The organism is Tamaricihabitans halophyticus, assembly GCF_004340875.1.
Classification (GTDB): Bacteria; Actinomycetota; Actinomycetes; order Mycobacteriales; family Pseudonocardiaceae; genus Tamaricihabitans; species Tamaricihabitans halophyticus.
The window spans coordinates 38,068-62,613 of the sequence record NZ_SLXQ01000016.1 but is presented as its reverse complement, the minus strand read 5'-3'; the positions used below and the strand labels follow the sequence as shown (position 1 = coordinate 62,613).

The following is a 24,546-nucleotide window of genomic DNA, read 5'->3' as shown; positions in this document are numbered from 1 at the left end:
GTGAGCCGGCTCCCTCACTCCCCGATCCCACCCGGAACTCCCGCCGCCGAATCGCACGGCTGGACCTACCGGGTGATTTTGCTATCCGGAGGTTAACCGTCGGCCACCGAGCAATGCGGTTCCGACACGCACGCATGTCGCCCCATGCGCGATGGCTTCGTCGAGATCACCGCTCATCCCAGCGGACAACTCGGTCGCTTCGGGATGATCATGACGAATACGCGCAGCAATCTCCGCGAGCCGTTCGAACGCTGAATCGGGTGACACACCAAGCGGGGCCACGGCCATCAGGCCACGGAACGACATTTCACTCGAACGAGTGATGTTGTCGATCACTTCGGGAAGTTCGGCGGCCGGGCAGCCGCCACGCGCCGGATCGTCGTCCAGGCTCAGCTGCACCAGAACATCCAGCGGGCCGGTCCGTTCGCCGCTCTCCCGGGCCGACCGCACCGCCCTGTCCAGCGCGCCGGCCACCCGCGTGGAGTCGACCGTCTGCACTTCCGCTGCCCAGCGCGCCACCGACCGGGCCTTGTTCCGCTGCAGCTGCCCCACCAGATGCCAGCGCACCGTCGCGTCCGGTCGCAGGCTCCCCACTTCAGCCGCTTTGCCGGCGGCCTCCTGCACCTTGTTCTCCGCGAGATCGGTGACGCCGAGATCGGCGAGCAATGCGGCGTCGCTGGCCGGAAAGGTCTTGGTGACCGCGAGCATGCGTACCTCGCTCGGTGACCGGCCGGCGCGTACACAGGCTCGCTCGATCCGCGCACGGACTTCGGCGAGCGCTTCGGCCAGCTCGGCTTTGCGCTGTTCGGTCACGCCGCCTCGACCCAGGTCACCGCCGCGAATCGGCCGGTGGTGCCCTCTCGGCGGTGGCTGAACAGGCTGCGCTCCTCGAGCGTGCAGCGCGGATCCACGCCGATCTTGGCCACTCCGGCGGCGGTGAGCTCGTGCCACAGGCCAGCTCGCAGGTCCAGCCCTGGCGATCCATTCCGGGTCGTGCAGCCACTGCCTGGTAGTCGCGCCTCCACGTCATCGCGCATCTCGGCGGGCACCTCGTAGCAGGCACCGCAGATGGACGGGCCGAGCAGTGCCTCCACTCTGGCCAGCTCCGCACCGGCGGTGCGCATCGCGGCGAGCGCCGCGGGTACCACCCCGACCCTGGCACCGACCCTGCCGGCATGTGCGGCCGCGACGACGCCTGCGACCGGATCCGCGAGTAGGACCGGCACACAGTCGGCGACCAGTGCCGCCACCGCCAACCCCGGCTGCGCCGTGACCAGCGCATCGGTTGCCGGTACCGGCCCGGATCGCGGGCCGCTGACCACGCTGGCGGTACGGCCGTGCACCTGTTCCATCCACACCACGCGATCCGCGCCGAGGCCAAGCTCGCTGGTCAGCCGTGCGCGATTGGTGCCGACGGCGGCGGACTCGTCGCCGACGTGGTCGCCAAGGTTGAACGAGTCGTAGGGCGCTCGCGAGGCTCCCCCATCGCGCGTGGTTATTACTCGCCGAACTCGCACCCTGCACCTCACCGGTTGTGCCGCCCGAACCGTTTTCGGGCCTCACCCTCGCATTCTGCTACGTGCGAACTCAGCGGCGCATAAACGGTGGGACGTCAACCTCGTCGTCGCCGGGGTCCTCGGTGACCGGTACGGCCCTGGCAGGCAGGTTTCCCTGGTGACCACGCTCACCGGGAACACCACGATGGGTCGCCCCTGGCTGTGGGGGGCCACCTACCGGACCATGCGTGACCGGAGCCTGTCCGTTACCCGCCAGCCCATTACCGCCGTATCCGTTGCCGCCGTGCCCATTACCGGCGGCACCGTTACCAATCGGGCCGCCCATCGGGTTCGACGCTCCGGCCCCGGGGCCGGTACCCGTCGCGGGAGCTGCCGACTGCTGCGGGCCACCCGCCGGTTCGTTGGGCTGTGCGGGATATTGCGCCCCCGCGGACTGCGCCGCGGCACCGCTCCCATCCGCCGCGCCGCCGACCTGCCCCGCTTCGGCAGAAGCCGTCGCGGCACCCCGCGAACCGACCGTCGTCGGGTCCAGCTTCTTGTGCGTGGGCGTCCCGCCATCGAATCCGGCCGCGATCACCGTGACCCGAACCTCGTCACCGAGCGAGTCATCGATCACCGTGCCGAAAATGATGTTGGCTTCCGGATGCGCCGACTCCTGTACCAGCGAGGCGGCCTCATTGATCTCGAAAAGGCCGAGATCGGATCCGCCGGCGATGGACAGCAGCGCGCCATGCGCGCCGTCCATGGAAGCCTCGAGTAGTGGCGAGTTGATCGCCTTCTCGGCCGCTTGCACGGCACGTCCCTCGCCCCTGGATGAGCCGATGCCCATCAGCGCGCTGCCCGCGCCGGACATCACGCTCTTCACATCCGCGAAGTCCAGGTTGATCAGCCCGGGAGTGGTGATCAGATCGGTGATGCCCTGCACACCGGAGAGCAGCACCTCGTCCGCGGAGCGGAACGCGTCCATCAGCGAGACGCTGATATCGCCGAGCTGCAGCAGCCGGTCGTTGGGAATCACGATCAGCGTGTCGCACTCGTTTCGCAGCTCCTGGATTCCGTCCTCAGCCTGCTGCCCGCGACGTTTGCCCTCGAACGAGAACGGGCGGGTGACGACGCCGATGGTGAGCGCGCCGAGCTTGCGCGCGATCTGCGCCACCACGGGCGCTCCGCCGGTCCCGGTGCCACCGCCTTCGCCGGCGGTCACGAACACCATGTCGGCGCCCTTGAGGACTTCCTCGATCTCGTCACGGTGGTCCTCGGCGGCCTTCTGCCCGACGCTCGGCGCGGCGCCCGCGCCAAGTCCCCTGGTCAGTTCCCGACCGATGTCCAGTTTGACGTCCGCGTCGGACATCAACAGGGCCTGCGCATCCGTGTTCACCGCGATGAACTCGACACCTTTCAGGCCGACCTCGATCATCCGGTTCACGGCGTTGACCCCGCCGCCGCCGATACCGACGACCTTGATCACCGCGAGGTAGTTGTGCGGGGGCGTCATCGGATCCGCCTTCCTGATCATGGGTACTGACTGCACCGTTGTGTGGTCGACACCGAACGCGTAACCTAAACCTCAACCAGAGGGTTAGAGTTATGTCAACTACCAACGTTCTGCTGGACGGTAGGCATCCTGACTGCCATGGTCCAGCAGCCACGCCGCGTGTCGGCAAGGGGAGATTAATTTCCGCTCACCTGGCGGTTGTTCGCCGGGCCCCTCGTTAGCCCCGATGCCACCGAGTAATATCCCCTGGTCCGCGTCCCACTGACGGCACACCAGCGACCCGGTCGGCGCACGTCTCGGTTCGGCTCGGTCGACGGCTCAGGACACGGTGGGCAGCTCGGGACTGGATACATCGAAGATCTTCCCCCGCTGTTGCAGCAATGCGGCGAGTACCGCGGCCTTACGCTCCCCGTCGGCGGCGTTACCCCAGCGCACAAGCTTTCCGTCGGCCAACCGGAACTCCACGCTGCCGGGTGTGTCGGCGGTCATGGATGTCACTTTCCCGCGTAGCCCTTCCGGCATCGACCGCAGGGATTTGATGACGGCTGTGCTGATCCTGTCTTCGGGAGACACCGCGTCCAACTCCAGCCGCGGCAGCCCCTTGGGCACGTCGCCAGCCGGTTTGAACGCGACGCTGTGCTTGTCCACCAACCGGGGACCGTCGTCGGCTTCGAAAATGGCGATCGGCACCCGTTCGGTGACCTGGATCTGCAGCGTGCTCGGCCAGGATCGGGAGACTTCCGCGGTCGCCGCCCTCGGCAGTTTGTCCACCACTCGGGTGGCCAGCTCGTCGGTGTCCACTCGCAACATCGGCTGTCCCATCGGCACCTCGGCCGCCGCCCGGACCTCGTGCTTGGACAACCCCGTGGTGCCGTCGACCTCCACCGAACGCACCCCAAGCACGCCGGAAAACAGCAGCAGGTACGCCACCCCGAGTACCCCGAGCAGGACGAGGAGCGCCACCCAACGGCGCGCGTGTGCCCTGCGCCTGCTCGGCAGTTTCGGATGTCGGTCCGACCGGTTGACCCGCTCGCGCTGGCGCTCATACCGAGCACGGCGAGCTCGCGCCCTGCTCGTCGCGCGCCGCGTCGTGGTCATCCCTGCGGGGCCCCTTCCGCACGCCGGTCCAGTTCGACGATCACCTCGGGGCCGAGCATGGTGACGTCCCCGGCGCCCATGGTGACCACCAGATCGCCGTCCGCGGCCAGATCCGCAACCAGTCCGGGAACCCGATCGAAGGCGGGCTCGTAGTGCACGTGTTCGGCCGGCAGCGGCACCGCTTCGGCGATCAGCGCGCCGCTGATCCCCGGTTCCGGTTCCTCGCGCGCGCCGTAGACGTCCAGCACGACGACTTCGTCGGCCAGGCCGAGGGCCGTGCCGAACTCAGTGGCGAAGGCGCGGGTACGCGAGTACAGGTGCGGCTGGAAGACCACGATCACCCTGCCTGGGCGGGCGGCCTCGCGCACCGCGCGCAACTGCGCGGCCACCTCGGTCGGGTGATGCGCGTAGTCGTCATAGACCCGCACTCCTTGCGGGGTACCGACACTGCGCCCCTTGAACTCGAAGCGCCGCCGCACCCCACCGAAGGCGGCGAGCCCGTCCAGCAACGCTTCCCTTGGCGCGCCGAGTTCCAGTCCAGCAAGCAGCGCGGCGATCGCGTTACCCGCCATATGTTCGCCGACCACCGAGGTTCGCACCGCGAACTCCGCGCCCTCGAGCGCCACGGTGACTACCCCACCAGTACCGCTTGGCCGGTAGTCAAGCACCGTTGCGTCCGAGGAACCCGTCGCCGAGCGCCCGTAGTAGCGAACACGCACCCCGTGCACCCGCTCGGCCAGGGCCACCGCGCCCGGATCGTCGGCACAGACGATCAGCACGCCATCCGGTCGCACTCGACGCACGAAATCGTCGAACACCGCGACATAGGCCTCGCTGGTGCCATGGTGGTCGAGATGGTCGGCCTCCACATTGGTCACCACCGCCACCGAAGGCTGGAAAGCCAGGAACGAGCCGTCACTCTCATCGGCTTCGGCGACGAACACCCCACCCGTGCCATGGTGCGCGTTGGCACCCGATTCGTTGAGATCGCCGCCGATCGCGAACGACGGATCCATACCGCAGTGCTGCAGCGCCACGGTCAGCATCGAGGTGGTGGAGGTTTTGCCGTGCGTGCCCGCGATGCAGGCGACCCGGTGTCCGATCATCAGTTCAGCCAACGCCTGCGCCCGGTGCAGCACCGGCAATCCCTTGGCGCGCGCGGCAAGCAGCTCCGGGTTACTTTCCTTGATCGCGGTGGAGACCACGACCGCGGTTGGTTCGGCGTCCAGCAGTTCGAGGTTTTCCGCACGCTGGCCGACTTCGATCCGCGCCCCCTGCGCGCGCAACGTCAGAAACGCCCTGGAGTCCTTGGCATCCGAACCCGAAACGGCATGGCCCCTGGCAAGCAGGATCCGCGCGATACCGCTCATCCCGGCGCCGCCAATACCAATCAGGTGCACCCGTTCCAGCGAACCAGGCACTATCGCTCCTCCAGCCGCCGGCCCGGACCGGTCATCCGCGTCGCTCATTTTCCCGCCACATCCAGCACCATCTCGGCCAACACGCTGTCCGCTTCCCGATGACCAATGCCCTGCGCGGCCTCGGACATCGCCAGCCGCGCCGCCTCGTCGGTCAGCAGCCGCACCACCCGGTCCGCCACATAGTCCGTACTCAACTGTGCGTCGGCGACCAGCAGCGCACCTCCCGCGTCCACCACCGGACGCGCGTTGAGTTCCTGTTCACCATTGCCGTGCGGCAGCGGTACGAATACCGCGGGCAACCCGACGGCGGCGATCTCGGCCACCGTCATCGCGCCGCTGCGGCACACCACGGCGTCGGCGGCGGCGTAGGCGAGATCCATCCGCTCCAGGTAGGGCACAGGTACATAAGCCGGCCCGGCGAACTCCTGCACCGCCAGCGTGTTCTTGGGGCCATGCGCGTGCAGTACACCGATCCCGGCCGCGGCCAGCTCCTTGGCCGCGCCGGATACCGCGGTGTTCAGCGAGCGAGCTCCCTGCGAACCACCAAATACCAGCAAGGTCGGCGCTTGCGGATCGAGTCCAAAGTGTTCACGCGCTTCGGCGCGCAGCGCCGCGCGGTCCAATGTGGTGATTGACTCGCGCAGTGGGATGCCGATCACCTGTGCGCCGGGCAGTCCGCTGTCGGGCGTCGCGGCGGCCACCTTACTGGCGAACCGCGCGCCGATCTTGTTGGCCAGCCCCGCCTTCGCGTTCGCCTCGTGCACCACGATCGGCGTCCGGCCCCGCGCGGCAAGGTAGGCGGGCAGCGATACGTACCCGCCGAATCCGACGACCACATCGGCGCCGACCCGGTCGAGCACCTCACGGGTGCGCCGGACCGAATCGCGCACCCGCAGCGGCAGGCGCAGTAGCTCTGGGGTGGGCTTGCGGGGCATCGGCACAGGCGGGATCAGCTCGAGCGGATAACCCCTGGTGGGTACCAGCTGGCTCTCCAGTCCGCGCTCGGTACCGAGCGCGATCACCCTGGCGTCGGGACGCTGCCGGCGAACCGCGTCCGCGAGCGCGAGCGCGGGCTCGATATGCCCAGCCGTACCACCTCCTGCCACCACGACGCAGGGCCCCTGGCGCGCGGGGGCGTCGGAGTGGTTACTCACCGCGATCCTCCTGTTGTGCGTTGCCTGTCCTCATCGACGCGGCCGCCGGCCGTGCCCTCCCCCGGTCTTCGACCTGGCCGGCGGTGTGCGGTTACCGGCGGGCGCGGGCGACCGCCGGGGTGCCTTGCGGCGCTCGGGTGGCGGTCGGTACGGCTCCGGCGCGGGCAGCCGCAGGAGCTTGCCGAACCGACCGGGGCCCTGCGAGCGCAGCGCGGCGACCGATTCCGGCTCATGTCGCGCGCAGTTCGCCAGGATCCCGAACACCAGCATGGTGACCGCTACCGAGGTGCCACCATACGAAATCAGTGGCAGCGGGATACCAGTGACCGGCAGTAGGCCGACCACGTAGCCGATGTTGATCGCGGCCTGCGAGACCAGCCAGACGGTCAGCGTACCGGCGACCACCCGGATCCATGGGTCCACGTTGCGCAGCGCGATCCGCAGCCCGACGATCGCCAGTGCCGCGTACAGCCCGAGCACCACCATCGAACCGACAAAGCCCAGCTCCTCGCCGATCAGGGCGAAGATGAAGTCGTGATGCACGTTCGGCAGGTAGTTCCACTTGGAACCGCCCTGCCCGAGGCCCTGGCCGAACAGTCCACCGTCGGCGAGCGCGAACTGTGCCTGATCGGCCTGATAACGCGCCGCGGGGTCCGCGGTATCCGGATTCAGGAAGCTGACGATCCTGGCCAGTCGGTACTGCTCACCCAACGCGAGCACCACGATGCCGCCCAGCGCGGCGAGGAAGATCGTGGCGAATAGTCGACCGGCCGCGCCGACGAACCAGAGCAGCGCGATCAGTACCACGCCGAGGCTGACCGTACTGCCTAGGTCGGGTTGCATCATCACCAGACCGAACAGCAGCAGCGCGACCGGGACGACCGGGACGAGCAGATGGCGCCACCGGTGCAACATCGCCTGTTTGGAGATCAGCACATGCGCGCCCCACAGCGCCAGGCCGAGCTTGGCCAGCTCCACCGGCTGAACGGACAACGGCCCCAGGTCCAGTTGGCGCCGCGCCCCGTAGACGAAGGTGCCGAGCGGTGTGAGCACCGCGATCAGCAGCACGACGACGACAAGCATGCCCGGGCCGCTGAGCCGCCGGATGCGGGGCAACGGGATCCGCACGCCGAACCAGAACAGCACGGCACCGATACCGACGAACATCGCCTGCTTGCCGAACAGCGCGTACACCGAGGAACCGTCCCCGTCATACGAGGAGACCGACGAGGCGGAAAGCACCATGATCAGGCCGAGCCCGGCCAGCAACCCACAGATCGCCATGATCAGGTGAAACGAGGCCAGCGGGCGGCCGAGCCACGCGGTCAGCGCGGTACGTATCGCGATCAGCCAGGACCTCTTGGAGCGGTCGCGCTTCGCCTTCGAACGCCGCGCCTTCCGGCCACCCGACTCGTCCTCGCCGCTCTGGTCACGCCCGTCCGCTCGGGACGTGATGGTCACGACCCTGCCCTTCCACCCCGTACTGGCTCGTCCGGGGCGTGCTCATCCCCGTGTTCGGATATCCCCAGCTGCGCGTGTACCGCCGCAACGAACTTCGCGCCCCGGTCGCCGTAGCTACGAAACATGTCGAAGGAGGCTCCCGCTGGCGCGAGCAGTACCACGTCACCAGGACGGGTCATAGCGCGGGCCGCGCCTACTGCCGCAGTCATGGCCTCATCGTCACCCGGATCGACCGTGTGGACCGGCACATCGGGCGCGTGTCGCGCAACGGCTGCGGCAATCGTGCCGCGATCCACACCCAACACGACTACACCGTGTAGCCGACTGGCGACTTCGGCGACAAGCGCGTCGACCGAGGCACCCTTGAGTTGCCCGCCAGCGATCCAGACCACCCCGTCATGCGCGCTGAGTGAACTCGCGGCCGCGTGTGGATTGGTGGCTTTCGAGTCGTCGATGTAGCGGACCCCGTCCCGCTCGGCGATCAACACCGCCCGGTGCGCCTCCGGCTGGTAGGCGCGGAGGCCGTCCCTGACGGCGCTCGGTTGGACACCGTAGGCACGCGCGAGAGCCGCGGCGGCCAGCGCGTTGGACAGGTTGTGCGGCCCAACGGGGCGCACGTCGGCCACTTCGGCCAGTACGGTGCCCGCGCCTTCGGTGTCCGCACCGTCGCGGAAGGCGCGATCGAGCAGCTGATCGTCCTGGACGCCCAACTGTCCCGCCGCGGGCACACCAACCGTGTAGCCGACCGGTTCGCCGTCCGCCAGCTCGGCCAGCCGCACCGAGTAGGGCTCGTCCAGGTTGATCAGCCGGTAGCGCGCGCCCGCGTAGATGGCACCCTTATCGGCCGCGTAGGCCTCGAGGGTGCCGTGCCAGTCCAGGTGATCCTCAGCCACGTTCAACACGACCGCCGCGTGCGCCCGCAGCGAACGCTGCCAGTGCAACTGGAAGCTGGACAGCTCGACGGCAAGCACGGCATGCCCACCGAGTACCGCGTCGATCACCGGCAGGCCGATATTGCCGCAGGCCGCGGCGTCCACGCCGGCGGCGCGCAGGATGGCGGCCAGCATGCCGACGGTGGTGGTTTTGCCGTTCGTCCCGGTCACCGCCAGCCAGCTCGGCGGTGTCGGCGATGCGGCGGCCAGCCGTAGTGCCAGCTCGACCTCGCCGATCACCTCGATACCCGCCCGCGCCGCCGCAACCAGCACGGGCGAATCGGGGCGCCACCCAGGACTGGTCACCACCAGGTCGGTATCGCTCGGCGGCGCGGTCAACCCGGGACACAACTCGACGCCGCCAGCCGCCAGTTCAGCCAGCTCGTCGAGGCGCTCGGCGCTGGCGTCGGTCACCGTCACCACGGCGCCGAGTTGGTGCAGCGCCGCGGCTGCCGAGCGCCCGGATACCCCGGCCCCGGCCACCAGTACCCGTCTACCGGCCAGCCCCAGGCCAGCGCGCATCGTCACGCGCCACCTACCGCGGCGAGCCACTCGCTATAGAACAGCACGAGGCCGAAGCCACAACAGATCGCCGAAAGCAGCCAGAACCGGATGATCACCGTGGTTTCCGCCCAGCCGGCCAGTTCGAAATGATGATGGAACGGCGCCATCCGGAACAATCGTCGGCGGGTCGTCCGGAACACCCCGATCTGCAGCACCACCGACATCATCTCGACCATGAACAGACCGGCGATCACGATCATCAGCAGTTCGGTCCGGGTCAGCATCGACAGGCCGGCGACCAGGCCACCGAGCGCGAGCGAACCGGTGTCCCCCATGAAGATCTTCGCGGGCGCCGCGTTCCACCAGAGGAACCCGATACAGGCGCCCATGGCCGCGGCGGCGACCAACGCCAGGTCCAGCGGATCTCGCACGTCGTAGCAGCCGAGCTGCGGATTGGGGTTGGCGCAGTCGTAGCGGAACTGCCAGAAGCTGATCACCACATACGAACCGAGCACCATCGCGGCCGCGCCACCGGCCAGTCCGTCCAGGCCGTCAGTGAAGTTCACCGCGTTCGACCAGCCGGACACGATGACGTAGCAGACCACGATGAACCCGATGGTGCCGAACGAGATCAGTGAGATATCCCGGACGAAGGACAGGTTCACCGAGGCCGGCGCCAGCCCGCGGTCATTCTTAAACTGCAGCGCCAGAATCGCGAAGGTCACGGCGACCACGAGCTGGCCGACCATCTTCGCGGTCTTGTTCAGCCCCAGGTTGCGCTGCCGACGGATCTTGATGAAGTCATCGAGGAACCCGACGATGCCCAGCCCGGTGGTCAGGAACAGCACCAGCAAGCCGGATGCGGTGGGTGGCTGCGAATCCTCCGAGGTGAGACCGCCGATCAGATGCGCGGTGAGGTACCCGACCCACATCGCGACGATGATCGCGACGCCGCCCATGGTGGGGGTGCCGCGCTTGGAGGCATGCCCCTGTGGTCCCTCTTCCCTGATCTCCTGCCCGAAGCCCTGGCGAGAGAACAGCCGAATCAGATACGGCGTGAACAGGATGGACACCACTAGTGCCGCCGCGGCGGCGAACATGATGTTCTTCATCTAGCCGCACCACCGATCGACGTCGGCTCGGCGAGCAGCGCATCGGCGATCCGCCACAGCGCGAACGCGTTCGCGCCCTTGACCAGCACCACGTCCCCCGGCCGCAGCTGCTCGGCGAGCAGCCGCACGGCCGCGTCCACGTCCGGCACCAGCACCGACTCCTCTCCCCATGAACCTTCCAGACAGGCCCCTTGATGCAGTGGCTTTGCCTGCTCGCCGACCACTACCAGGCGATTGATGTCCAACCGCACGGCGAGCCGGCCGATCTCGTCGTGTACCTCCGCCGCCTGGTCACCGAGCTCGCTCATCGGGCCGAGCACGGCCCAGGAACGTCGGCCCTCGCCCGCACGCGACATCGTGGCAAGCGATTTCAACGCCGAACGCACCGCCTCCGGGCTCGCGTTGTACGCGTCATTGATCAGCGTGACCCCATCCGCCCTGGTGCTGACCTGCATTCTCTTGCCGGACACCGGGGCCGCCGCGGACAGCGCGGCCGCGGTGTCCGGCACGCTCATCCCGAGTTCGAGTGCCACGGCGGCGGCGGCGAGCGCGTTGGCCACCTGATGCGCGCCGTGCAGCGGCAGCTGAACCGGCGCGTGGACACCGGCGGCATGCAGCAGAAAGCTGGGTCGGGCCGCGTCGTCGAGTTCGAGTTCCGTCGCCCGTACCCGCGCGTCCGGATGCTCTCCGAAGAGCACGACCCTTGCGGCGGTACGCGCGGCCATCTCCGCGACCAGCGGATCGTCCGCGTTCAGCACCGCGACACCACCGTCCTCGGCGGCCGGAAGCGACTCGACCAGCTCACCTTTTGCCGCGGCGATACCCTCGCGGGAACCGAACTCGCCCAGGTGCGACGTGCCGACGTTGAGTACCACCCCGATCCGGGGTGGGGCGATCCGGCAGAGTTCCGCGATATGCCCCGAGCCGCGCGCGGACAGCTCGAGCACCAGGTTCCTGGTGTGTTCATCGGCACGCAGCACGGTCCACGGGTGGCCGAGTTCGTTGTTGAACGACCCCGGCGGCGCGACGGTGGGGCCGATCCGCCCGAGCAGCTGGGCGAGCAGGTCCTTGGTCGTGGTTTTGCCCGCCGAGCCGGTGAGCCCGACCACGGTGAGCCCCGGCGATTCGTGGGCGCCCAGTTCGTCGACCACATGCCTGGCCAGCGCGCCGAAGGCAGCGAGTACCGCGGCGCCAGATCCATCGCTGTCGCCGGCCAGCGCGTAGGCGCTGGAGTGCTCTCCCGTCCGCGGCGGCACGATCACGGCTGGGGCGTCCACCTCGCGCGCGGCAAGTACCCCAACGGCGCCGGCGGCAACGGCGCCGGCCGCGTAATCGTGTCCGTCCACCCGTTCGCCCGGGATGGCGACGAACAGATCACCGGCACCGATCGCCCGGGAGTCGAATTCGACACCGCCGCTGACCAGCTCGGTACCATCCGCGCGATGCAGCCGGCCACCGACCGCGCGGGCGATCTCCGCGAGGCTCATCGTCTTCATGCCCGCACCTCACCCGGAGTGTCCAGTTCCAACCGCGCCCTAATGACGGCCTCCAACTCGTCCCGATCGGAGAACGGGTGCACGACGCCGGCGATCTCCTGACCGGTCTCGTGCCCCTTCCCCGCGATGATCACCACATCGCCCTGCGCGGCCTGCCGTACCGCCATGGCAATCGCGCTTCTGCGGTCCCCGATATCGAGCACCTCACCGCGTTGACCCGCCGGCACCGACTCGGCGCCGGCCAGCATCGCGGCCCGGATCTCGGCGGGGTCCTCGCTGCGAGGATTGTCGTCGGTGACGATCAGCAGATCACTGCGACGCGCCGCGGCTTCGCCCATCTGCGGCCGTTTCGCGGTGTCCCGGTCCCCGCCACAGCCGAGCACGACGATCAACCGGCCGGAACTGCGGGCCCTGATCGCGTCCAAGCCACCGGAGACCGCGGCTGGTTTATGCGCGTAGTCGACCACGGCGGTGAAATCCTGGCCCAGGTCGATTCGTTCCATCCGGCCAGGCACCGCGACGCTGGCCAGTCCGGCGACGATCGCCTCGGCCGGCACGGCAACCTCGTGCAGCGCCGCGGCGGCCAGTAGCGCGTTGGCGATGTTGAACGAGCCAGGCAGCGGCAGCTCGGCGGGCTGCCGGAAGCCATCCGGACCATGTAGTACGAAGTGCTGGCTGCCGCTCGGGGTGCTGCGGATATCGCTCGCCGTCCAGTCCGCCGCGTGCGTCGTGGCCACCGTGATGGTGTGCGGCCGGACGAGTCGGGTGCCCCATTCCTGATCGGTGCACACCACCTCGGTGGTGGACCTGCCGTCGAAGAGCAGCGCCTTGGCGCCGAAATAGTCCGCCATATCGGCGTGGAAATCCAGGTGGTCCTGCGAAAGGTTGGTGAACCCACCGACCGCGAACCGGGTGCCGTTGACCCTGCCGAGGGCAAGCGCGTGGCTGGATACCTCCATCGGCACGTGGCTCACGCCCTGCTCGACCATGACCGCGAACAGGGCCTGCAGGTCGGGCGCCTCGGGGGTGGTGAACGCGCTGTTCAGTCGCTGTCCGGCGATCAGCGTCTCCACGGTGCCGATCAACCCGGTGGGATATCCGGCCGCCCGCAGCCCTGCCTCGAGCAGATAGGTCGTGGTGGTTTTACCGGATGTGCCGGTGATTCCGAGCACGGCGAGCCGCAAGGAGGGCTCACCGTAGATCCACGCCGCGATCTCGCCGAGTACTCCGCGCGGGTCGGGGTGCACCAGGACGGGCACGCCGGCGTCCCGCAGAGCGGGGCGCGCGGCGCCCGCCTCATCGGTCAGCACCGCGGCCGCGCCCGCGGCAAGCGCATCCACCGCGAAATCGGCGCCATGCGCCCTGGCGCCAGGTAGGGCGGCGAACAGATCTCCGGGCAGTACGTGCTGAGCGCGCAGGGTCGCGCCGGTCACGCGCTCCTCGACGGCCTCCAGGCCGAAGTTGGCTTCCTGGCCGGAGTTCCCCGGTGGCACCAACCGAGCATCCGCGCGAGCTACCAGGGTGCCGATGGGCACCGGTTCAATCCGGGTTGGACGGGGCGGGGCGGAGACGGCCTTGCCCTCAAGCTTGGCTCGCACGGCTGGCAAGGCTACCGGCGTGGCTAAACCCGGTTGGAGTAGGGCACCGCTTTCGCCCGGTGACCGGCTTTGCTAAGCGCCAAAGAACGGTCTACTGCTGTACCAATGGCACGGTCGGGCTCGGCTTCTTGGACAGTGGAATCTGGTAGCGCTGCGCCATATATGACGCGATGTCGTGGAAAAGCGGCGCCGCCGAGCTGCCTTCCGGCAGGGTGGTTTCCGGCTGGTCCAGCATGATCGCCACGACGAACCGCGGGTCATCCGCTGGCAGGATTCCGGTGAAGGTGATCCAGTACTTGTCCGAGCTGTAGGCTCCGGTCGCCGGGTCGACCTGCTGTGCCGTGCCGGTCTTCCCGGAGATCTGGTAACCCTCTACCGATGCCGCCGGAGCGGTTCCGTTGTTCGGCGTGGGTTCGTCCTGTACTACCGCGCGCAACATATCGCGTACGGTCTTCGCGGTATCCGGGCTGACGACCCGAGTGCCCTTGGGTTCCGGGGTCTCCTCCCGGTCACCACCGGGGCCTATCGTCGATTTCACGATTCGCGGCGGTACACGCACCCCGTCGTTGGCGATCGCCTGGTACATCCCGGCCATCTGCAGCACGGTCATGGACAGCCCCTGACCGATGGGCAGGTTGCCGAAGGTAGTGCCCGACCACTGACTCTGTGCCGGGACCGATCCAGGGCTCTCGGCTGGCAGACCGATACCGGTCCGTTCGCCGAGGCCGAACTTGTCGAGCAGGTCGGCGAAGCGTTGCTCGCCGACCTGCTGGGCAAGCTGCAAGGTGCCAATATTCGAGGATTTGGCGAAGATTCCGGTCGTCGTCATCGGCAGCGTGCCGTGACTCCACGCGTCGCTCACCACATGGTCGGCGATACGCATCGAGCCGGGAACCTGATGCACGTCTTCCGGGGTCGTGATGTCGTGCTCGAGCGCCGCCGCGGCCGTAATGACCTTGTTTACCGAACCCGGTTCGAACGGTGTGGTCACGGCGACATTGTTCATGTTGTCCGTGTTCGTGGTTTCCAGGTTGTTCGGGTCGAAGGTCTTGTCGTTGGCGAGCGCGTAGACCTCGCCGGTCTTGGCATCCATCACCACGGCGCTGGCACTGCGTGCCCGCGCCTTCTCCGCATAGCTGGTGAGCTGATCCTGCAGGGTGTACTGCAGGTCCGAATCGATCGTCAGCTCCATATCGGAGCCGGGGGTGGCCGGCTGGAGATCCCGCTCGGTACCGGGAATCACCACGCTGCTGTTCCCCTCGGCGGTATCCACCAACTTGCGCCCAGGCGTTCCGGACAGCTCGTTGTCCCTGGCGCTTTCCAGCCCGCTGAGCCCGCGCAGATTGTGCTTACGAACGTCCTTGTCGTCCATGCGCCAGTTCGCGGCACCAACGATATGTGCCGCCAACGGCCCACCCGGGTACTCCCGCAGCGCGCGCTGCTCGGTGTCCATTTCGGGGAACCGGTCGGTGATCTTGCGCGCCTTCGTCGGTTCGACATTGTCCACGAGATACACGAAAGTGGTGTCCTCGCGGAGTTTTCCGAGTATCTCGTCCCGATCGATCGCCTCGCCGAGTACCTCGGCAAGGTAATCGGCGATCTCGGTGGTGCGCTCGTTGAAGTCCGGCGCCTCCGGGTCGGTGCGCGCCTCCTTGTCCCACTGTTCGCGCATCGCTTGGGGGCGCCACGCCAGCGTGACGACCTCCATACTGAAGGCCAGTTTGACGCCGTTTCTGTCCATGATGGACCCGCGCTCGGCTGGAATGTCCACTTCGGTGGTTCGCTGCCGCTCGGCGCGTTCGGACAGCGCTTCGGCCTGAAACCCCTGGACCTCGATCAGCTTGATCCCGGCCGCGACCAGAGCGGAAACCAGGAGGATTCGCGTGACCACGTAGCGTACCCGCGGATTGCGCTTGCTCTGCGCGCCGACGCGCTTAGCGGCTACCGCTCCGGTGCCGCCCGCGGCGGACCCGGGTCTCGCCCTTCCGCCCGGTGATTGCGGCGCTCGTGCCATCAGGTCCCCTCCTGCTCCCTGCCGCTACTCCTGCCGTGTGTCCTCGGCACCCCGCTGATCGGGTTCGTTGTCGGTACCCGGTGGGGCGTGTTCGGACTGTTGCTGCCCTGCTGCCTGCTCCGGCGCGAGCTCAGGGTCCAGCGCGGTGCCACCCCCGCCCCCGCTGTCCTGGCTGGCGGATGCCGAGGAGGCGGGCTCCGGCTTGCCAACCACCTTCGCCTTGCCGTCCGGCCCCACCACGATGCGCGCCGGGTTACCGCCCTGCACCATGCCGAGTTCGCGGGCCTGCTCGGCGAGCGCGGCCGGCGACTCCTTGCGGGTCACGTCCCGCTGCAGGATCTCGGCACGCTCGGCCAGGTCGTTCGCCTCCTGGGTCGCGGTTTCCAACCGGTAGGAGTCCGCGATCGCCTGCGTGGTGAAGTACAACGTCGCGGCCACACCGGTTGCGAGTAGACCGATGATCAACACGACGAAGTAGGCACGGGAGGCGTTGCCGGTACGTACCGCCGCCTTCTGCCGCGCCGTCGACGAGCGACCGATCCGCTGTTCCCTGCGCGCGTACGCACGCTCGGCCGCAGCGGAACGGGACCGGTTACCGCGCTGCGGTGTACGCGCGGGCGCGGTTTCCTGCTTACGGCGCTCGGGCGCGCGGGGCGCCGAGCGAGTCCGGGTACTCCGCCGCGGGCTCTTTGTGGGAGCGGTCATTTCACCTCACGCCGCCTCTCGAATTCGTTCGGCCGCTCGTAAGCGCACCGAAGCCGCCCTCGGGTTGTGCTGGACCTCGTCCGCGCCCGCCTGTTCGGCACCCCTGGTCAGCAACTTCAGTTGGGGTGCGTGCTCGGGCAGTTCGACCGGCAGGTCCAGCGGCGCGCTCGACGTCGCGAGCTCCGCGAGGGCACGCTTGACCATCCGGTCCTCGAGTGAGTGATACGACTCGATCACCACCCTGCCGCCTACGGCCAACGCCCCCAGCGCCGCTGGCAGCGCCGCGCGCAAAGTCGCCAGCTCGCCGTTGACTTCGACGCGCAACGCTTGGAATGTCCGCTTCGCCGGGTGTCCGCCGGTGCGCCGGCTGGCCGCCGGAACGGTGTCATAGAGCAGTTGCACGAGCCGCGCGCTGGTCTCGAACGGGGCGCGCTCGCGTTCCCGCACCACCGCCCGCGCGATCTTCGCCGCGAACCGCTCCTCGCCGAAGTCCCGGAGAATCCGGGTCAGTTCACCCGCGGAGTAATCGTTCAGCACGTCCGCGGCGGTCTGCCCGCGACTCGGATCCATCCGCATGTCCAGCGGCGCATCCGACGCGTAGGCGAAACCACGGGCCGTGCTGTCCAACTGCATGGACGACACGCCGAGGTCGAACAACACACCATCCACTCGGGACAGTCCTAGACCGGCGAGCACCTCGGGAAGCTCGTCGTAGACCGCATGCGCCAGATGTACCCGGTCGCCATACTTGGCCAACCGGTGCCGGGAGAACTCCAACGCCTCCGCGTCCCGGTCAAGCGCGATCAGGCGAAGCGCGGGGTGCGCGGTAAGCAACGCGTCGGCATGCCCGCCGAGGCCGACCGTCGCGTCCACGAGGGTCGCGCCGGCGGCATCTTCCGCGCTCGCGGTCAGCGCCGGCGCGAACAGCGCGAGGATCCGGTCGACCAACACCGGAACGTGGTGTGGCGACCCTGAGTGCGTTTCTTCGGGCACGACCAACCCCCCTTCCGTGTCGTTCGGTTCCTGACGCGCATCACGTATCCAATTCATCTCCGGCCGACCACCGCTCGGCCGGTAACTCGATCGCGGATGCGATCAGGTCTCAGCCCGCCTGCCAAACCTGGCGCCGGGGAAGGTGCGCCAGGGCTGGACTTGCGGACCGAGGCCTCACCGCATCCACCCACTCCATATCCACCCGAGGTATCCACCCATTCCGGCGTGCCGATGACCGTCGAGTACGGAGCCACCCGCACCCCCCGACGGCGCGGGTAGGCACCGCCGTCGTCAGAACACGCCGGGAAGTACCTCCTCTTGTGCCTGCGCGTACCCCTCCTCGTGGTCATCCAGGTACGTCTGCCACCGTTCGGCATCCCAGATTTCCAACCTGGTGATCGCCCCGATCACGACGCAGTCCTTGTTCAGTCCCGCGTACTTCCGCAATTCGGCGGCAATCGAGATCCGTCCCTGCCCGTCTGGCCGCTGTTCATCCGTGCCGGCGAACAGGTACCGCTGGTAGGCCCGGACCGCCTCATTGGTGAACGGTGCCTCCGCCACCTTTCTGGCCATCTGCTCGAACTCCGCCCGGGGAAAGACATACAGACAGTGATCCTGACCTTTGGTCACCATCAGCCCCCCCGCGAGCGGCTCTCGAAACTTCGCCGGCAAGGTCAACCGCCCCTTGTCGTCGAGCTTGGGGGTGTGCGTACCGAGGAACATCGGTATCCACCTCCCCACCGGCTCCACCTACCGGCCCATGGGACCCCCTTCTGCCCCACTTGCCGCCACAGTACCCCACTTCGGTCCACAGTCAATCATCATGAAGGAGTTTCTTAACTGGGTTCGACACCATCAACGCAGGTCACGCTGGTTGATCCGCAGGTGGGGGACGGTGGGGGGAATGAACCGGAAAGTCCGCCAGATCACTCGCGTAGGTGGCACGAAGCCGCCGGACGGCCGCCTACTCGCCGCCGAACGAGCGAACTGACCTCGACAAACACCGGAATCGACGACGCTGGTGGGGAGCGGTGGGGAGCCGACTGGCGACGTGTGGGCCAACGTGGGACGCCCGCGCGGACCCGATAGCGGCGCACCGTGGGCGCCGGCACCATCCCTCGCCGTGAGACACCTCCCAGGCGGCTATCGGATGGTTCGCTCAGGTTTGACACACTTGGTGCGAAGATGTGACCGGCGTTCCGGTGTTGCGGTGGGAGGTTCGCGAGCTGATTCCGGTTTGTCCGACACCCGGTGTCCAACAGGTGTCCCCCGAGACCAGTACGGCGCTACGTCATCCGAGCAAGTACCAGTGCAGTCCGAGCGAATACCAGACCGCCAGGTCGATAATGACCACGCGGTTCCGCGCGAACCCCAGGAGGTCGAGTGACGTCGCATAGCACTTCCGCCGCAGCGGGCGGCTATGCCTACGAGGCAGCGGTGCCGCTGCACGGACCCGCACCGACACACTCGACGAGCGGGCGGGTAGACCCGCAGCACGCCGGCATCGGGCAGCCCGGCTACCCCACCGAGCATGTCCCGGCGGACGGCTACTCCCCGACCAATCACAATCCGACCAATCACAATCCGACCGGCCATACCCAGACTGGCCACACCCAGGATCGGCACGTCTCCCCGGCGAGCATGGCCGAGCTACACGAGATCGCCCGCCGGATCGCCGGCAATGTGGAGCGCGTCGTTGTTGGCAAACCAGAAGTGGTCCGGATCGCACTGGTCACCTTGCTTTCCGAGGGCCATCTGCTACTCGAGGACGTACCGGGCGTCGGCAAGACCTTGCTGGCGAAGGCACTGGCCCGGTCCATCGACTGCACGGTGAGCCGGGTTCAGTTCACCCCGGATCTACTGCCGAGCGATGTCACCGGCGTGTCGATCTACAACCGGCGCACCGGCGAGTTCGAATTTCGCGCCGGGCCGGTTTTCGCCAATATCGTCGTGGGTGACGAGATCAACCGGGCCTCCCCGAAGACCCAGTCCGCGCTGCTCGAGTGCATGGAAGAGCACCAGGTCACGGTGGACACCGAGACCTATCAGCTACACCCACCATTCATGGTGATCGCCACCCAGAACCCGATCGAGATGGACGGCACCTATGCGCTGCCCGAAGCTCAGCGCGACCGCTTCACCGCCCGGATCTCGATCGGCTATCCCGACCCGCAGGCCGAACTCGCGATGGTCGACGAGCACTCCGGACACGAGCCGCTTGCCGAATTGCGACCCGTATCCGATGCGGAGCACGTCCGCGGCCTGATGTACGCGGTCCGTCAGGTACATGTCTCGCCCGAGGTACGCCGATACGCCGTGGATCTCGTCGCGGCGACCAGGCAGCTGGCCGAGGTGCGCCTCGGCGCCTCACCTCGAGCGACACTGCACCTGATCAGGGCCGCCCGCGCGCAAGCCGCGCTCGCCGGACGGGAATACGTGGTGCCGGACGATATCCAGCAGATCGCCCAGCCCGTTCTCGCGCACCGTCTCGTGCTCGCGCCGGAGGCGCATGCGGCCCGGCGCACCCCGGCGGACGTGATCCGCGCGCTGCTGCAGCGGGTGCCGGTACCGCATGGCAACCGCGATGGCGCCCGAGACAACGGCAGCCAGGGTCCAGCACCGGCCACGCCGCGACCAGGCCCGAGGTAGCCCTGTTATGCGGAGCTCGCTGTCCGGGCTCACCACCAGGGGCCGGTGCCTTACCGCCGCCGGTCTCGCGGCCGCGCTGTGCGCGGTCATCCTCAACGAGCGGGATCTGCTGCGGATCGCCGTGTTCGTCATCGTGCTCCCGCTGCTGGTCGCGGTGCTCACCGCCCGCGCCAGGATACGGATCGCGGCGCGCCGGCAGTTACTGCCGAGCAGGATCTCCATCGGCGCGAGTGGTCAGGTCCAGCTGGACGTTTCCCGTCGTGGCAGGGTCCCCACTGGCGTGCTGACCCTGGAGGACGGCGTGGCGCCAGCGCTGGGCACGCGTCCACGTTTCGTCGTGCATCGGCTGCCGCATCGCGGTGGCGTAGCGCTGCGCTACCAGGTACAACCCAGTATTCGGGGGATTCACTCGCTCGGCCCACTTCGGCTGACGATCACCGATCCCTTCGGGCTCGCCGAGTTCCACCGCGAACTCGCCGCGCATTCCCAGCTGACCGTGGTGCCGAGGGTCGTGCCGCTCACCCGCACCCCGGCCGGTGCCGGCCTCGGCACCGGATACGCGGGCGATCTGCGCACGCGCAGCGGACAAGGCGAGGATGACGTCATCGTGCGCCCCTACCGGCACGGCGATGACCTACGCAAAGTGCACTGGCGCTCGACCGCGCGCCGCGACGAGGTCATGGTGCGCCTCGAGGAACGCCCATGGCGCGGCGGCAGTACCGTCCTGCTCGATCATCGCGCGGCCGCGCACCGGGGCGAAGGGCCGGCGGCCAGCCTGGAGTGGGCGATCTCGTTTGCCGCCAGCATCTGCCTGCACCTGCGCAAGCAGGGGCACGAGGTACGGCTGGTCAGCGAAACCGGCCAGATACTGACCGAGCATTCCGGCGGCGCGGGCGTCGCGGTCGACGAGGAGATCCTGGATACGCTGGCCGCGCTGCAAGCCAACCACCAGCGCGATGTGGTCTGCGGCAGGGAACTCACCGACGGGCAGGAGCTGATCGCCATCCTCGGCACGGTCAGCGCCGAGGCCGTGCGCGAGCTCAACCAGCACCGCCCGCGCGGCGTGCGCTGCCTCGCGGTGCTGCTCGACACCCCGGGGTGGCAGCGGCCAGCTGGCGCGCAGCCAAGCGCGCAGACCCGCCAATCGGCCGAACTGCTCACCGGCAGCGGCTGGACCGTGGTCACCGCTGGCCCGCGGAGCGCGATGCCGCAAGTGTGGGCGGAGCTGTGCCAGACGAGCGCGGCGCGATCCGGCCCAGGCCAGCACAATCCAGGCCAGCACAACCCCGGACAACGCCTGCCCCACCAGGGTGGAGTGACCGGATGAGCGAACAGACGACACCCAGGCTCGCCGACGACTGGCAGCGCACGTTGCTGACCCCGGTGGTCGCCGCGCTGGCCACGGTGAGCGCGGCGAGCTCGCTGACCGGCGTGGTCGACGGCGTTCGGTGGTTCGGCTTCGTACTTCTCGCGGTGCTGCTGATCACCGCGACCGGGATCGTGCTCCGTGGACTTCGGGTGCCCCAGCTGCTCGTGGGATGCGCTCAGCTGGTCGGCCTGCTGGTCCTGGTGGTCACGCTGTTTACGGACAGCGGGATACTCGGATTCCTGCCTGGGCCAGGAGCCCTTGCCGAACTCGGCTCGGTGTTGGGCGCCGCCGCCGAGGAGATCCGGACGGGGCTGCCACCCGTACAGGCGGAAACCCCGATCCTGTGCCTGGTGGTCATCGCGATCGGCTTGGTCGCGATCCTGGTGGACGCGCTCGCGGTGGCGGCGATGGCACCGGCGGCCACCGGCCTGGTGCTGCTGTGTGTGTACGCCGTGCCCGCCTCGCTGGCCAGCGACATGCTTCCGTGGTGGACATTCCTGTGTGGCGCGGCAAGCTTCGCGCTGCTACTCGCGGTCGAGGGAAACCATCGGTACCGGTTCACACGACCTCATGGCACGCGAACCGCGGGCGCGCGGATCAAGGCGAGCACGACGCCCGCGCTGATCGCGTGTGTGTCGATCTTGCTCGGCTTGGCCGCCGGCAGCCAGATCACCGCGATCGGCACCGAAGGCAGGCTTCCCGGCACCGGTGGCGGGAACGGCGGTGGCGACGGCGGGCTCGGCATCAAGCCGTTCACCTCGCTACGTGGCCTGCTCGAGGACAATGGGGATACCGAGCTCTTTCGGGTTCGCGGGCTCGCCGATGAGAATCACTACCTGCGTACGCTGACGTTGAACAGCTACGCGGCCAACGAAGGCTGGGAAATCCGGAACCAGACGATGGCCAGCGGATCCCCCGCGAACGGGCAGCTGCCGATCGGCAATGGCGTTTCCGACCGCGGCGAGTCCAGGACCATCGCGATCGAACCGGTGAACTGGCTGGACTACTGGCTTCCGGTCTACGGTCAGCCCCGCGAACTGTCCGGGGTCAACGACAACTGGCGCTACGACGTCACCAGCGGCACGGTTTTCGCCGAACGGGAACAGCGGACTCGGCCCTATCGACTCGAAACACAGTTGGCCGAACCCACCGCCGAGGAGCTGCGCCGCTCGGAAACCGATGGCGCGATGGTCGATCCCGTGTACACCGAGGCGGACGGCATCGATCAGCGGGTGACTGACCTGACCCGACGCCTCACCGCCAACGCGCCGACCAGCTTCGACAAGGTCACGGCGATCTGGCGGTACTTCGCCCCGGCCAACGGATTCACCTACGACACCACGACGGCGCCGCGCGCCGATTCGGACGCGCTTGCGGACTTTCTGCTGAACGGCAAGCGGGGCTACTGCGAGCAGTACGCCTCGTCGATGGCGGTGATGCTGCGCGCGGCCGGGATTCCGAGCCGGGTGGCCATCGGATTCACCGCCGGCTACGGCACCGGCAGTTACCGTTCGATCGGTTCGCAGGACGCGCATGCGTGGGTGGAGGTCTTCTTCGAGGGGCATGGCTGGGTGACCTTCGACCCCACCCCGCTGTCCGACGGGCGCGGCTACGTGCCGGAATACCTCCGCGAGAACCAGGACCCGCAAACCGAGGAATCGCCGGATTCGCCCGAGGAATCCAGCCCAGCACCCACCTCTGAGCCACCGGAGGAGGCGGCCGCCGCGCCGCAGGACCCGAGTCAGGGTCAGGATCAGCGGGCGGCGGCGAGCCCTACTCCGTGGCTGCCGTGGACGTTCGCGGCCGCTGGCCTGCTCGCTATCGTGACTACGGCGGCAGCCTGGTGGTTCTGGCGACGCAACCCCGAGGCAGGGCGCGCCGGGCTGCGCGGGTACCTGCCGCTACTCGCTGGCCTCGCCTGGATCGTGCTCGCCCTACTCGGCAGCGCGCTGATCTCCTGGTGGCTCACGGTCCCGCTGGTGTTGCTTGGCATCGCCGCGGCACCGTGGGCGATTCGCCGGTTTATCCGGCAACGCAGGCTCGTGGCGCTGACCGCGCGGCCAGCATCCGAGCAGGCGGCAGCGGCAGCGTGGTCCGAACTGCTCGCGGAATGCATGGATCGCGGGACACCAATCGCGGACGGGGTATCCGTACGCACCGCGGCTCGCCGGCTGAGCACGCGTTATCACCTCGATGACGCTGGCAAGGAAAGCCTGCGCCAGCTCGTGACCTCGGTGGAGCGCGCGTGGTACGCGGCAGATCGGCAACCCGGGCCGGACCTTGCCGAGACACTGACGGGTGTGCTGGCCGCCTTGCACCGGGCCGAACCGCTGCCGCTGTCGGCTCGGCTGCTGCCCAAATCGGTGCTATCGATGCTGAGGGCGAACCGCACGAAGGATGCTGGCGAGTACGCGCCCACCCCCAGCTCGTAACCTACCCAGCCCCGAAAGGCACAGCCCCGAAGAGGCGCTGGCCTTAAAGAGCGCGATCGCGCGGCTCAACCGACGCCGGCTACCGCACCCCTCACCAACGTTTCTCGTCAGTTGCCATCTCGGGTGTTACGGGCCGTCGAACCGGCGGCGGAACCGCTCTTCCATCCGCTGCGAGAACGAGCTCTTACGCGGCGGGCTCGACTTGCGTTTACCACCGCCGCCATCATCGGTGCCCTCTTCCTGCTCCGGTTCCCCACCCTGGCGGATGGCGGATACCGCGAGCAACGCACCGCCGAACATGATCAAAAAGCCGAGCACGCTCACTACCGGGATGTCCGCCGGCTTGAAGTCGATGATCACGCCCACCACCAGCAGCGCGATACCGACGACGAACACGATGGCGCCTTGCATACGTCGCCGGCGTGCCGGGCGGCGCATCCGCGCCCCGCGCACGTTTGAGGCGAATTTGGGGTCCTCTGCGTAGAGCGCGCGCTCGATCTGCTCGAGCATTCGCTGCTCGTGCTCGGAGAGTGGCATCGTTCCTCCTCCGGCACAGCTCGGTCACGGGCGCCGGGTCACTCATGGCTGCCGCCGAA

19 protein-coding genes are annotated in these 24,546 nt (G+C 68.2%); 3 read left to right on the top strand and 16 right to left on the bottom strand.

What is annotated here, in order from left to right; genetic code table 11:
• Positions 1–81: 81 nt before the first annotated feature.
• From EV191_RS25355 to mraZ, 15 genes are all read right to left on the bottom strand, one after another.
• A complete protein-coding gene (locus tag EV191_RS25355) occupies positions 82–813 on the bottom strand; it encodes a YggS family pyridoxal phosphate-dependent enzyme (protein WP_132880061.1) in 732 nt (243 codons plus the stop codon).
• The gene (gene pgeF / locus EV191_RS25350; RefSeq protein ID WP_132880059.1) at positions 810–1,517 is read right to left on the bottom strand and encodes a peptidoglycan editing factor PgeF; all 708 of its coding nucleotides are present in this window, start codon (positions 1,515–1,517) and stop codon (positions 810–812) included. The genes EV191_RS25355 and pgeF overlap by 4 nt, the downstream gene beginning before the upstream one ends.
• A 70-nt stretch (positions 1,518–1,587) precedes the next feature.
• Positions 1,588–3,012, bottom strand: coding sequence for a cell division protein FtsZ (gene ftsZ, locus EV191_RS25345; protein ID WP_132880057.1), 1,425 nt, complete (start codon positions 3,010–3,012; stop codon positions 1,588–1,590).
• Positions 3,013–3,330: 318 nt separating this feature from the next.
• Positions 3,331–4,110 (bottom strand): cell division protein FtsQ/DivIB, encoded by a 780-nt coding sequence (locus EV191_RS25340; protein WP_132880056.1) that lies wholly within the window; start codon positions 4,108–4,110, stop codon positions 3,331–3,333.
• A complete protein-coding gene (gene murC, locus EV191_RS25335; protein WP_132880054.1) occupies positions 4,107–5,579 on the bottom strand; it encodes a UDP-N-acetylmuramate--L-alanine ligase in 1,473 nt (490 codons plus the stop codon). The genes EV191_RS25340 and murC overlap by 4 nt, the downstream gene beginning before the upstream one ends.
• On the bottom strand, positions 5,576–6,691 hold the full coding sequence (gene murG / locus EV191_RS25330; RefSeq protein ID WP_132880053.1) for an undecaprenyldiphospho-muramoylpentapeptide beta-N-acetylglucosaminyltransferase: 1,116 nt from the start codon (positions 6,689–6,691) through the stop codon (positions 5,576–5,578). The genes murC and murG overlap by 4 nt, the downstream gene beginning before the upstream one ends.
• Before the next feature lie 24 nt (positions 6,692–6,715).
• On the bottom strand, positions 6,716–8,140 hold the full coding sequence (gene ftsW, locus EV191_RS25325) for a putative lipid II flippase FtsW (RefSeq protein WP_424565504.1): 1,425 nt from the start codon (positions 8,138–8,140) through the stop codon (positions 6,716–6,718).
• Between the two features lie 2 nt (positions 8,141–8,142).
• Positions 8,143–9,600, bottom strand: coding sequence for a UDP-N-acetylmuramoyl-L-alanine--D-glutamate ligase (gene murD / locus EV191_RS25320; RefSeq protein WP_132880051.1), 1,458 nt, complete (start codon positions 9,598–9,600; stop codon positions 8,143–8,145).
• A 2-nt stretch (positions 9,601–9,602) separates the two neighbouring features.
• Complete coding sequence (gene mraY, locus EV191_RS25315) at positions 9,603–10,694, bottom strand: phospho-N-acetylmuramoyl-pentapeptide-transferase (protein WP_132880049.1); 1,092 nt, start codon at positions 10,692–10,694, stop codon at positions 9,603–9,605.
• Entirely contained in the window at positions 10,691–12,190 is a 1,500-nt protein-coding gene (locus tag EV191_RS25310) for a UDP-N-acetylmuramoyl-tripeptide--D-alanyl-D-alanine ligase (protein ID WP_132880047.1), read from the bottom strand. Before EV191_RS25310 ends, mraY begins: the two co-directional genes overlap by 4 nt.
• Positions 12,187–13,788, bottom strand: coding sequence for a UDP-N-acetylmuramoyl-L-alanyl-D-glutamate--2,6-diaminopimelate ligase (locus EV191_RS25305; protein ID WP_132880046.1), 1,602 nt, complete (start codon positions 13,786–13,788; stop codon positions 12,187–12,189). The genes EV191_RS25310 and EV191_RS25305 overlap by 4 nt, the downstream gene beginning before the upstream one ends.
• A gap of 91 nt (positions 13,789–13,879) precedes the next feature.
• Positions 13,880–15,802 (bottom strand): peptidoglycan D,D-transpeptidase FtsI family protein, encoded by a 1,923-nt coding sequence (locus tag EV191_RS25300; RefSeq protein WP_132880044.1) that lies wholly within the window; start codon positions 15,800–15,802, stop codon positions 13,880–13,882.
• Between the two features lie 24 nt (positions 15,803–15,826).
• On the bottom strand, positions 15,827–16,507 hold the full coding sequence (gene ftsL / locus EV191_RS25295; protein ID WP_132880042.1) for a cell division protein FtsL: 681 nt from the start codon (positions 16,505–16,507) through the stop codon (positions 15,827–15,829).
• A gap of 6 nt (positions 16,508–16,513) precedes the next feature.
• A complete protein-coding gene (gene rsmH, locus EV191_RS25290) occupies positions 16,514–17,506 on the bottom strand; it encodes a 16S rRNA (cytosine(1402)-N(4))-methyltransferase RsmH (protein ID WP_243659230.1) in 993 nt (330 codons plus the stop codon).
• A 285-nt stretch (positions 17,507–17,791) separates the two neighbouring features.
• Positions 17,792–18,223: a division/cell wall cluster transcriptional repressor MraZ gene (gene mraZ / locus EV191_RS25285; protein ID WP_132880039.1), complete on the bottom strand. Its 432-nt coding sequence runs from the start codon at positions 18,221–18,223 to the stop codon at positions 17,792–17,794.
• A 918-nt stretch (positions 18,224–19,141) separates the two neighbouring features.
• Here mraZ and EV191_RS25280 point away from each other — a divergent pair.
• From EV191_RS25280 to EV191_RS25270, 3 genes are read left to right on the top strand one after another with little or no spacing between them, the layout of a single operon-like run.
• Positions 19,142–20,149 (top strand): AAA family ATPase, encoded by a 1,008-nt coding sequence (locus tag EV191_RS25280; protein WP_132880134.1) that lies wholly within the window; start codon positions 19,142–19,144, stop codon positions 20,147–20,149.
• Positions 20,150–20,156: 7 nt separating this feature from the next.
• Positions 20,157–21,476: a DUF58 domain-containing protein gene (locus EV191_RS25275; protein ID WP_132880038.1), complete on the top strand. Its 1,320-nt coding sequence runs from the start codon at positions 20,157–20,159 to the stop codon at positions 21,474–21,476.
• On the top strand, positions 21,473–23,950 hold the full coding sequence (locus tag EV191_RS25270) for a transglutaminaseTgpA domain-containing protein (RefSeq protein WP_132880036.1): 2,478 nt from the start codon (positions 21,473–21,475) through the stop codon (positions 23,948–23,950). The genes EV191_RS25275 and EV191_RS25270 overlap by 4 nt, the downstream gene beginning before the upstream one ends.
• A 126-nt stretch (positions 23,951–24,076) precedes the next feature.
• Here EV191_RS25270 and EV191_RS25265 read toward each other — a convergent pair whose 3' ends face one another.
• The gene (locus EV191_RS25265; RefSeq protein WP_132880035.1) at positions 24,077–24,487 is read right to left on the bottom strand and encodes a DUF3040 domain-containing protein; all 411 of its coding nucleotides are present in this window, start codon (positions 24,485–24,487) and stop codon (positions 24,077–24,079) included.
• Positions 24,488–24,546: the final 59 nt, after the last annotated feature.